Raw genomic sequence first — 10,897 nt, 5'->3', positions numbered from 1 at the left:
CCTCATTACTCGCCACCAAATGGCTAGACGACGCACCTACTCGATTAGTCGACAACGTCAGATGTGTATAAATGACACCTTATAAACAAATCAATCAAGGATATGAGCTTATGATTATTCCTGCGATTGATTTAATTGATGGCAATGTCGTCCGCCTCTATCAGGGCGATTACGACCAGCAGACCACCTTTGATTTAAGTCCTTTGGCGCAGCTGCAATCCTACGAGGCACAAGGCGCTAACTGGTTGCATATCGTTGATTTAACAGGTGCGAAAGATCCCGCTAAACGCCAAACTCGCCTTATCTGTGAATTAGTGGCAGGACTAAACGCCAATATTCAAGTGGGCGGCGGTATTCGTACTGAAGAACAAGTCACTGAATTATTAGCTATCGGTGTAAAACGCGTGGTAATTGGCTCACTGGCGGTGAAAGAACCTGAGTTAGTTAAACAATGGTTTATCAAGTACGGCAGCGAAGCGATTTGCCTCGCACTCGATGTCAATATCAACCAGAGCGGCGAGAAAATGGTCGCCGTATCCGGTTGGCAAAGTGGCGGTGGTAAGAGTTTAGAATCCCTTGTAGAAACCTTTAGCGCGGTCGGCTTAAAGCACGCGCTGGTGACTGACATTAGCCGTGATGGCACCTTAACGGGCGCCAATACCGCGCTTTATCAAGAAATTGCAGCTAGCTATCCCGACATCGCTTGGCAAGCCTCTGGCGGTATTGCGACCCTTGATGATGTGAGCGCCGTGCGAGACAGCGGCGCTGCGGGCATCATTATCGGTAAAGCCTTGCTTATCAATCAGTTTAACGTGGCGGAGGCAATCCAATGCTGGCCAAACGATTAGTCCCCTGTTTAGATGTGAAAGACGGTAAAGTAGTGAAAGGCGTGCAGTTTCGTAACCACGAAATTGTCGGCGATATCGTCCCCTTAGCCGCGCGTTATGCCGAAGAAGGCGCCGATGAGCTAGTGTTTTATGACATTACCGCCAGCGCCCACGAACGTGTGGTCGATAAATCGTGGGTGAGCCGCGTGGCGGAGCAGATTGATATTCCCTTTTGCGTGGCCGGTGGCATTAAAACCATTAGCCAAGCCCGAGAATTATTAGCCTTTGGGGCGGATAAGATTTCGATTAACTCGCCCGCCTTAACTGATCCGAGTCTGATCTCGCGCCTGCAGGACGAGTTCGGCCGCCAATGTATCGTGATTGGTATCGACTCCTTTTTCGATGCCACCAGCAACAGCTATAAGGTAAAGCAATTTACCGGCGATGAAGCGGCAACTAAGGATACGCAGTGGTTCACCCAAGACTGGGTTGAAGAAGTACAGAAACGAGGTTGTGGTGAAATCGTGCTAAATGTGATGAACCAAGACGGCGTGCGCGGCGGCTATGATATCAAGCAGTTAAGTCTTGTTCGTGCCATCTGCGACGTGCCATTAATTGCCTCTGGCGGTGCTGGGACTATGGCGCATTTTCGCGATGTATTTATTGAAGCTAAGGTCGATGCGGCGCTGGCAGCGAGCGTATTCCACAAGGCGATTATCAACATAGGTGAATTAAAAGCCTATTTAGCGGCCGAAGGGATCGCGATTAGACGCTAGAGCGGTTCTAGGTTCTAGGTTCTAGGTTCTAGGTTCTAGGTTCTAGGTTCTAGGTTCTAGGTTCTAGGTTCTAGGTTCTAGGTTCTAGGTTCTAGGTTCTAGGTTCTAGGTTCTAGGTTCTACAAACAGATTAAGAGTGAATACTATGTCAACGCAAACAAACACTAAGTCGGATTTTAGCCCTGTTCAAGTTAATGAGCTGGATTGGAACAAACAGGATGGGCTCATTCCTGCCGTTATCCAAAATCACTTATCGGGCAAGGTATTAATGCTCGGTTACATGGATAAGGCCGCGCTGGAAAAAACCTTAAGCACAGGTGATGTGACCTTTTTCAGCCGCTCAAAACAGCGTTTGTGGACTAAGGGTGAAACCTCAGGCAATACGCTAAGGTTGGTGGCTATCGATAAAGACTGCGATAACGACAGCCTGTTAGTTCAAGTGATCCCCAACGGCCCAACCTGCCACAAAGGCACCGAAAGTTGCTGGTTAGATGACAATGCGCACCCATTTTTGAACAACCTCGCCAGCTTAATCACCTCGCGTAAAGGGCAAAGTGCCGATTCCAGCTACACGGCGTCTTTGTTTGCGCGCGGCACGAAACGTATCGCCCAAAAGGTCGGGGAAGAAGGTCTTGAAACCGCCCTTGCCGCTGCGACCCACGATAAAGAAGAGCTAGTTAACGAAGCCTCAGATCTTATCTATCACTTGCTGGTATTGCTTGAAGATCAAAACTTAAGCCTCAGTGACATCATAGCAAATTTGCTGGCAAGACATGAAAAGGCGCTAGAGAGCAAAGCATAATCTGCTTACTGTTCCTGATGTCTTACTATCGATTTTACCGCTAAAAATGCCGCCCGCTTAAATCAAGTCGGCGGCATTTTTTATCGCGCGATTCCCTCAAGTGCCATTGCCGCAATGTGATCAATGAATATCTTGCACCTTAATCCTGTGACAAAAAATAATCAAAATACTGTTGTAATGGTTGACAAGTACAGTTCAGTTCCCTATGGTAACCTCCGTTGCCGTTAGGTTATTAAGGCAAAGCATCAAAACACTTATCCGTTTTTACTCAACACACGCTAAGGCAAGTTTTATGTGTTTCACAGCATTTTATACTCCCTATCTGTAGCCGCAATGGATATACCCAAGCTACCTGAAGATACGAGTTTCAGAGCGCCTAGGGGGCTTCAATTCAAGGCGCATCAATGACAGAATGTCGACCACCTTTTGAATTGATGCAACACGGGAGTGGAGTACCCTAGACGCTCCGTCCCGGCGGGTTTTAACGCACTTTATGCGGTGTTGGTTATTTTTAACTTAGCCCGCTAGGTCTGCAAATAACCGCCTTGCCTAAAGTGCGTTAAACTCCCGCTGAATCCTGCATCTTCAGGTTGTTTGGGTATAAAGGCACCTCGCCTGACGTTCCATTGTGGCCATATCCTTTCGGATCCGCTGAGTGCCACTGTCTCATTTGCTTAAATCATTTTGTGCTTGAATCATTTCATCATTGAATCGCATCAAAATCCTTTAAGACAGTTGCTTTAGGATCAAGTTTTTATCTCTTTTTCTTGCGACACGCTTTTGAGATCATGTTATGACACAGAATAAAATTTTCGGCAGTTTACTGCTTATCGCCGGCACCACAATCGGCGCGGGTATGCTGGCTTTACCTATCGCTTCGGCGGGACTCGGTTTTGGCACGTCATCCGCCATTATGCTCATCCTATGGGTGCTGATGGCCTACACGGCACTGCTAATGGTGGAGATCCACCAATTCGCCCCCAGCGATGCCAGTCTTAATCACTTAGCACAGCGCTTATTGGGTCGTAAGGGCCAGTTGATCGCCAATAGCGCCTTGATGTTTTTACTGTATGCCCTCTGCGCCGCCTACATTGCTGGCGGCGGCGAGCAAGTGAACCAAAAACTGAGCACTTGGCTAGGGTTAAATTTGCCACCGCAGGCGGGTGCAATCCTATTCACCCTGCTGGTTGGCGCCATTGTGGGCATGGGAACCCACTGTGTGGATCTCATCAATCGCGGTTTGTTTGCCCTTAAGTTGTTGGCATTATTGCTTATGTTGGCCTTATTACTGCCGCAGGTTGAAAGCCCACATTTGCTCGAACTCCCGCTCAACCAAGGGCTGATTATCACGGCTATCCCGGTAATTTTTACCTCCTTTGGTTTCCACGGTTCGATTCCCTCAGTGGTGCGCTACTTAGGCGTTGAAGTCAAAGCCCTGCGAAGGATCATGTTGTTTGGCTCGGCTTTGCCATTAGTTATTTACCTTTTGTGGCAACTGGGCAGTCAAGGCGTATTGAACCAAAGTCAATTGCTCGAAAACCAGAGTTTATCAAGCTTTATCAATCAACTGGCGAGCGTACTGCACAGTGAATACTTAAGTAGCGCTATTAGTCTATTTGCCGATCTCGCCCTTGCGACCTCGTTTTTAGGGGTGAGTTTAGGTTTGTTCGATTTTATGGCCTCAAGCTTAAGGCAAGAAGATAATGCAACAGGTCGAAGCTTAACCGCGGCTATCACCTTTTTACCGCCCTTAGGTTTTGCCCTCTTCTACCCTCAAGGTTTTATCACCGCCCTAGGTTACGCGGCGATTGCGCTGGTAATCCTCGCCATCTTTTTACCTGTGGCCATGGTGTGGACACAACGCCAGATGCGAGACGCTGCCAATATGCCGACGGGTTACCGCGTTGCGGGCGGCAAGTTAGCCTTAATGCTCGCCACACTTTGCGGAATTGTGGTGATCGCCGCCCAGATATTTAGCTAGCCGCAATTCACTCACCAAGAGTGAGTGAACTAAAAGTTAGCTAGCCCGAATAACAGATTAAGTACAAGAGCCTGTAAAACCTCAACTATTGACATCAGGCTCTTGTCTATTCAATGATCCTTTCACATTAGTCAGCTAAGCCCTTGAGTGTTAAACTGCCTCAAGTGCTCGTGCGCGATATAAGAGCTCCGATGCGATAACTCCGGAGCAACAGCCCCGAATCAAACGCTCCGAAGTAGCCGCTCCGAAGTAAAAGTGCCGATGAAATATACACATTCGTGTATTTGTGCACTTCTAAGGCACGAGTTTGATCAGGGCTCAGTCAATAAAGGATAAATATCAAACCCAATGCCAATCCACAACAAGCCAAGCCGTGGCAATGCCTCTGATAGCAAGGCACTTCAGCACGAGGCAACGCAGATATCTGCTGGCCCTCGCAGTGGTGCTTTAGGTTTTGGAACGGATACTCATGTTGCTGCGCAAAATCGCCGTAAATTCCCCCTAAAAAAAACCTTATTGGCGACCAGCTTAACGGGCATCTTGGCGGGCGTGGCGTTAACCGTTTGGATTGTAAATACCCAGGCTGAACAACTCATCATACGGGCGGCAAATTTTGCCATCACAGGTATGGACAGCGAACTGATTGACATTGAATTAGGGAAAAGTCAGTTAGAACATTGGCGAATTACCTCTGCCAATCTGAGGGTACATGATAGCCATATCAGGCTTAATGATTTGAATATTCAGCTAAAACTTGACTGGCCGCAGAGTTTTGCCGAACTTAAACAGTTCAGCCAAGCTTCTTACCTCACTCAAAAAATCACCCAAATATCCACAGGTGATATTGAGGTCGAGTTAGGGCAATCACTGTTTTTACCCAATCGGAATGCCATCGATGAACAAGGCCCCGCATTGGCCTTAGATATCAAATCATTACCACTCATCGATATTGGAAAAACCAGTCTTATTCTCAAAGCCCAGCATCTCAACACCCAAAATGATTTATCCGCCTATCGTTTGGTGATGGACAAGTTGAGCCTCAACGGCGCGGGGGAAATCAACAGCGAGTTTAGTCACGCAGGCGAAAGCATCGCCACACTGAAAGCAACACTCGAAACCAACAAATGGCAACTCATGAGTCAAATCCAGCTCGCGCCGCTGCTTGCGAGCTTGCATCAAATCAGCCTGAGGCAAGCGCAAGACAGTGTGCTGAGTCCGTTAACTGAGCTTGATAAAGAGTGGCAATCGTTGGCGATTGATCTACAAGGTCAATTAGTGTCTAACAGCAGTATTACATTAACCTCAGGCGAGCTTATCAGTGAGCATCAATTAATCGAGCCAAAGCTGACCTTTAATCAACTGGCTGCGCTGCAACTTGCGCCTAAACCCGAGCTTGCACCTAAGTCTGAGTTAGCATTTAAAATTGCCGGACATTTAGCTGAACTTGACCTAAAACTAGAGCCCTTTAGCTTAGCGCTGAGTCCAAATACAGAGCAGCAACGACGATTGATGCAGCTGCTCGATGCATCACTAGCTAAACCTTCATCTCAGTCAGTATCTGAACCAGTATCTCAACCGATAGCTGAGCAAGTGCCTGATCCGCTAGCGAGTCAAATCGCTAAGCTGCTATCGGGGCTCAAAAGTACAGATGTACCAGTAGGGATCGCACTGACATTACCTGAAGCCCTGCATTACCCGCTGACTCAAATTCCGCAAGATGTGCACTTGGCTAATCCCCTTTCGATTAAACTTCCTCAAGTGAAGCTTAAAACCTTAGGCAGTAAGCTAGATACCCAAGTCGATTTGGCCAATGTTGAAATCACAAAATCAACCGAAGCACTGTCCTTCAAAACAGATTGGCGCCTTAGTACGAAGCAAACAAGCTCAATGCAATTATCTGAATTGTGGACAAATCCGCCGCAGGATTTTAGCTGGAATAATAGTCAGTTAACGACAGCAGGCACATTTAACTTAGTTCAGACGCCAAGTTCAACCGATTGGCAATTTATCACTGCCGCTACCAAATCGACTGAACTGACTCAATCAACAAAACAAAATACTGGCAACACGCTACAGTTCGCCGTGGGTGAGCTTAAGCGTATTAGCATGCAAAATAAAAATGCGGCTAAACATGCAGAGTTTAGCCTTGGTAGTATCGCGATAAATGCCCTCGCGCCGCTGAACATAAGCTCGCAGAAAAGCACTCATACTCAGAGTTCTGGTATTCAAAACGCTAGCATTCAGAAAGTCAGTCTAGCGCAAAGCTCAGTGCCCACATCTGATACCGCAAACAGGTTAACCCTTGCCATACCACCTTTAACCTTAGCACTGGAGCAACTGTATTTTTCGCAGACCAAACAGACTTTAGTGACAGATGATGTAGTCACTGAGGCTAATGCGGATAAAAATGCTAGCACTAGCATCATAACGAAAACCGATATGAATGCGGGCAGTTTCTCGATTGCATTACAAAAAGCCATGTCATTTGAGCTTAAACCCGATATCGAAGCGCTGTTCGATTCACTACTCGCTACCACTTGGCGTAATCAACTCGCATGGCAAGCCAGTCAGCTAAATATCGAAAAACAGCTCAGCAGTAAAGGCCGCAGCCGCAAAGAAACCGTACTCAAGCTGGACAAGTTAACGCTGGCACAAAGCTTAGATTGGAAAAATAATACGCTCTTTGGTGATGAGCACTGGCAAGTGGGCACAGTTGAACTGCAAAGCCAACACAAGCTGAATCTTGCCACCGCGAACAATCCCTTAGTGTTAACAGGCCAATGGGTAGTCAACACTAGCATGACCGAGGCGCTGGCCTTGCTCAATCAAACCCAACCCTTACCATCTGAGCTTAATGTCACAGGTAATAACCAATTACAGGCGCAGTTTAATTTAACCCAACAGCGCGATCAGACCCAATTTGCCATGCAAATAACTCAATCGATGACAGAACTTGAAGGCTTTTATAAAGACATCATTTTTGAGGGGGGAAAACTGCAAGCGCAATGTGAGTTCACTTGGGGGCAATCTTATAAAAAAGAGTCTCATAACAAGCCGCAGGATAAAGGCTATTTTAGCAGCCTCAGTAAGCTCAATTGCCCGCAGACGCTGATGACCTTTAACTTATTTGATCCTGGCTTTCCACTGACCGATATCGAAGTGGAAGCCGATATCGCCCTTGGCAAAGATGCCGAGAAATTGCCCGACAATTGGATACAACAACTCACAGGCTTAAGTGATACCGATGTTTCCATAACCGCCAAAGGCAAAGTGCTCAGCGGCCAGTTTCTGCTGCCAGAATTTAATCTTAAATTGCAGGATAAATCCCATGCCTATCTGCTGCTGCAGGCCATGAGTCTGGAAGAGGTCCTGCGCATTCAACCACAAATTGGCATCTATGCCGACGGCATATTCGATGGCGTGTTGCCCGTCGATTTAATCAACGGCAAAGTGTCGATCACTGGCGGGCAATTAGCCGCGCGCGCCCCCGGCGGACTTATCGCTATCTCAGGCAACCCCGCCGTTGAGCAGATGCGCCAATCCCAACCGTATCTAGACTTTGTCTTTTCGACGTTAGAACACTTACAATACAGCCAATTATCAAGCAGCTTTGATATGGACCAAGCCGGTGATGCTAAACTACTCGTCGAAGTAAAAGGCCGCGGTGAAGGGATTGAACGCCCTATCCACTTGAATTACTCCCACGAAGAGAACATGCTGCAATTATTTAGAAGTCTGCAAATTGGTAATGACTTGCAGGACAGAATCGAAAAATCAGTGAAGTAACAAGGAAACCTCAGTGAAGATAATTCAATTACAGCAAATTAGCATAGGTACCCGAAGCGCACTTATCGCATTGGTAGCCCTAGCCTCATTGCAGGGCTGTACGCCCACAGTCAAAATAGAACCGCCAGATAAACCTATCGTTATCAATCTCAATGTGAAAATTGAACATGAGATACGGATCAAAGTAGATAAGGAATTAGACCAACTCCTATCAGACGATAAGCTGTTCTAATTAAATAAGAATTGAGGAATCACCATGAAATCAATCCGACTAAAAACAAAGTTATTATTGCTATTAACCCTCAGCTTATTAAGCCTAAGCGCCTTTGCCATGTCACTTCAAGAAGCTAAATTACAGGGCTATTTAGGCGAACAAGCCAACGGCTACTTAGGATTAGTGCAAGCCAATCCCGAAGCCAAAGCCGTGATGGACGACGTAAATAACAAACGCCGCGCCCACTACGAAACCATCGCCAAGAAGAACAAACTCTCCCCTGCCGACGTCGCTAAGCTCGCCGGCGAAAAAGCCATAGCCGCCACAGATAAAGGCAACTATGTGCAAGATGCCAAAGGCAAATGGATTAAAAAGTAGTCCGCTTTCTAAGGCTCTAGCGCGTAAAAGCAAAACGAATAAATATAAACAAAACGCCTGCAGTAGCAGGCGTTTTTGTTGATGGAGTTTGATTAAGCACACTCATTCCAGTGACACGCCGTCCTGTTACCTAGTAAGAAGTATCTCTATAGGCTCGACCATGACATCCCTGTCACGGACGGTCACTTCAATGACTCTGCTTAATCTCATCAACCCGGCGTATACTGGGTAACCAAATTTAATAATGGGTGTCTTATTAAATTCGTCTCATTAAATTCGAAGGTGAGAAGTTGATGGCCTTGTTATGCATTTACCAGTTTATGTTGTATAGCGTACTTTTTACCTTCTGATTGCAAATGGATATCACCGTCTCTATCCAAAGCGATGTATCCTTTTCGGACAGCATCGCCAATGATGATATCAAGCATAATGCGCGACATATCGACGACTTGGACTAAATTTTTGTAGAACGTATAATTTTTGCCATTTTCAAAATCAGCGACGATGTATTTCATTATCTCCCTTATTGGGTCACCTGTCTTTTCAGGTGGTGTTTCACTCACTGGTGTAAATGGGTTGTTGCCGATTTCTGGTTTTTCAAAGAGAGGCGCATCATGAAATGTTCTAACTAACTCATCAAAACTGAATTCGTAATCACCATCTTTTGAAAAATTGACGAACAGTTTTGTTTTTAGAAATGTAGGCACATTGTGTGTGCCGAATTGCCGTATTACTGGAACAACTTTGTTTGAATCGATATGAGAAAGGAGGTCGGCAGTAATTATCATTTTCTCATAGCCTACCCCACCAGTTCCCGCATTGGCTTTATCTACATATTTATCAGTGCAGACCATGGCCACATAATCTGAGTTAGCTAGATGCGTTTCCATGAAATGCGGAAGATCATCACCTGGGCGCAACTCCCACTGATCAATTATTGCATCTACGCCGCTATTTCTTAGCCTAGTAGCCAAATCTAGAACCCACTTTTTATGCTCCTGCGAGTCATGTGAGTACGATATAAACACCTTAGGAGTCGACATAATGTTCCTTTATTTCTCTAGCTATTGCATAACCTTTGTATAGTGGGCATGCGCGTTTACCTCATTAAACCAGTAAAAATGCGCATGGTTAACTACCTGTAATAAAAGGAACTTACCAGCTTTTTTTAGATATGCCATCAGAAAAAACGCGCATGCGCGTTTTCAAAATCTATTACCTCAAGCGGTCAAAAATAAGTTATTAAAAAGACAAAAGACCAGATATCCACAACTCTTTTTTGATTTTAGCGCTCTACCGAAAAATCTAATAAAATTAAAGTGAAATGTAATCTCTAATCTTTTGAATCTACAGACTACGCAAATGCTGAAAGGTACGCCATGGTGATTGGCGAGACGACCGTCCGCCCATGGACGGGGCGGTCGAGCACTGAAGAATCCCCTGATGATTTACATATAAATCATTAGATTGGAGTGAACTTGCACCTTGAAGTGTGATCTGATGGAAGTGCGAACAAACATCAATCACAGGGCTTCAAGGTGCAAGTGTTAACTATCTTACATCAATCTCTCTATCAACATTGTCCAGAAATCCATCAAAAGCGACTCAATACCCTCATGGTTGCTTGCCGAGCACTTATCAACGCGGATTGCCTCACCCTAACGCATTTAGGGCGGCACATTGATGGCACCAGCACTCATACTAAGCACTCAATAAAACGCATGGATAGATTGTTGGGCAACCCGCATCTTCACCATGAAAGAATGGCTGTTTATCAGTGGCATGCAAAGTGGTTGCTAACAGCACATACGATGCCGACAATATTGGTGGATTGGTCAGATATGCGTGAAGGTCGTGAGCTTATTGCGCTACGCGCCTCTATCGCTATCAAAGGTCGCTCTATCACGCTCTACGAACGAACATTTCCGTTAGTGCTGCAAGGCACTCAAACCGCCCATAATCAGTTTCTTAATGAACTCAGAAAAGTATTACCTGACAACATCACCCCGCTGATAGTCACTGACGCGGGCTTTCGTAATCCATGGTTTCGAAAAGTCGAGCAGCTCGGTTGGTATTGGCTGGGTCGCGTTAGAGGATTGAGTGTCTATCGGCCGCATCCTTTCGGTCGCCAAT

Annotated in this window: 9 protein-coding genes; 8 read left to right on the top strand and 1 reads right to left on the bottom strand. The window is 46.1% G+C overall.

Annotated features, from left to right (window positions below; genetic code table 11):
- Positions 1 to 110 precede the first annotated feature (110 nt).
- The 7 genes from hisA (at position 111) to KFE26_RS22640 (ending at position 8,764) form a co-directional block, all read left to right on the top strand.
- Positions 111 to 848 (top strand): 1-(5-phosphoribosyl)-5-[(5-phosphoribosylamino)methylideneamino]imidazole-4-carboxamide isomerase, encoded by a 738-nt coding sequence (gene hisA, locus KFE26_RS22670; RefSeq protein WP_212601793.1) that lies wholly within the window; start codon positions 111 to 113, stop codon positions 846 to 848.
- Positions 830 to 1,603 carry an imidazole glycerol phosphate synthase subunit HisF gene (hisF, locus tag KFE26_RS22665; RefSeq protein WP_006081894.1) on the top strand — a complete coding sequence of 258 codons (774 nt, stop codon included), beginning with the start codon at positions 830 to 832 and terminating at the stop codon, positions 1,601 to 1,603. The genes hisA and hisF overlap by 19 nt, the downstream gene beginning before the upstream one ends.
- A 145-nt stretch (positions 1,604 to 1,748) precedes the next feature.
- Positions 1,749 to 2,405, top strand: coding sequence for a bifunctional phosphoribosyl-AMP cyclohydrolase/phosphoribosyl-ATP diphosphatase HisIE (hisIE, locus tag KFE26_RS22660; RefSeq protein WP_212601792.1), 657 nt, complete (start codon positions 1,749 to 1,751; stop codon positions 2,403 to 2,405).
- 793 nt (positions 2,406 to 3,198) lie between these two features.
- Entirely contained in the window at positions 3,199 to 4,386 is a 1,188-nt protein-coding gene (locus KFE26_RS22655; protein WP_212601791.1) for an aromatic amino acid transport family protein, read from the top strand.
- A gap of 348 nt (positions 4,387 to 4,734) precedes the next feature.
- Positions 4,735 to 8,172: a YdbH domain-containing protein gene (locus KFE26_RS22650; RefSeq protein ID WP_212601790.1), complete on the top strand. Its 3,438-nt coding sequence runs from the start codon at positions 4,735 to 4,737 to the stop codon at positions 8,170 to 8,172.
- Positions 8,173 to 8,185: 13 nt separating this feature from the next.
- Positions 8,186 to 8,404, top strand: coding sequence for a YnbE family lipoprotein (locus KFE26_RS22645; protein WP_028759774.1), 219 nt, complete (start codon positions 8,186 to 8,188; stop codon positions 8,402 to 8,404).
- Between the two features lie 24 nt (positions 8,405 to 8,428).
- Entirely contained in the window at positions 8,429 to 8,764 is a 336-nt protein-coding gene (locus KFE26_RS22640; RefSeq protein ID WP_212601789.1) for a YdbL family protein, read from the top strand.
- Positions 8,765 to 9,066: 302 nt separating this feature from the next.
- On the opposite strand, the gene KFE26_RS22635 is transcribed toward KFE26_RS22640, so the two are convergent.
- Positions 9,067 to 9,807: a toll/interleukin-1 receptor domain-containing protein gene (locus KFE26_RS22635; protein WP_198572300.1), complete on the bottom strand. Its 741-nt coding sequence runs from the start codon at positions 9,805 to 9,807 to the stop codon at positions 9,067 to 9,069.
- A gap of 495 nt (positions 9,808 to 10,302) precedes the next feature.
- Here KFE26_RS22635 and KFE26_RS22630 point away from each other — a divergent pair.
- Positions 10,303 to 10,897: IS4 family transposase (locus tag KFE26_RS22630; RefSeq protein WP_212601788.1), on the top strand; the 595-nt coding region annotated here is incomplete at its 3' end.

The organism is Shewanella sp. M16, from assembly GCF_018224605.1.
GTDB classification, from domain to species: domain Bacteria; phylum Pseudomonadota; class Gammaproteobacteria; order Enterobacterales; family Shewanellaceae; genus Shewanella; species Shewanella oncorhynchi.
Note: the sequence above shows the minus strand (reverse complement) of the source record. Positions and strands in the feature narration are given on the sequence as shown.

Coding starts and splice junctions, on each gene's coding strand:
- KFE26_RS22635 (WP_198572300.1), bottom strand. CDS start 9,807: ATGTCGACTCCTAAGGTGTTTATATCGTACTCACATGACTCGCAGGAG.
- KFE26_RS22655 (WP_212601791.1), top strand. CDS start 3,199: ATGACACAGAATAAAATTTTCGGCAGTTTACTGCTTATCGCCGGCACC.
- KFE26_RS22650 (WP_212601790.1), top strand. CDS start 4,735: ATGCCAATCCACAACAAGCCAAGCCGTGGCAATGCCTCTGATAGCAAG.
- hisF (WP_006081894.1), top strand. CDS start 830: ATGCTGGCCAAACGATTAGTCCCCTGTTTAGATGTGAAAGACGGTAAA.
- hisA (WP_212601793.1), top strand. CDS start 111: ATGATTATTCCTGCGATTGATTTAATTGATGGCAATGTCGTCCGCCTC.
- hisIE (WP_212601792.1), top strand. CDS start 1,749: ATGTCAACGCAAACAAACACTAAGTCGGATTTTAGCCCTGTTCAAGTT.
- KFE26_RS22640 (WP_212601789.1), top strand. CDS start 8,429: ATGAAATCAATCCGACTAAAAACAAAGTTATTATTGCTATTAACCCTC.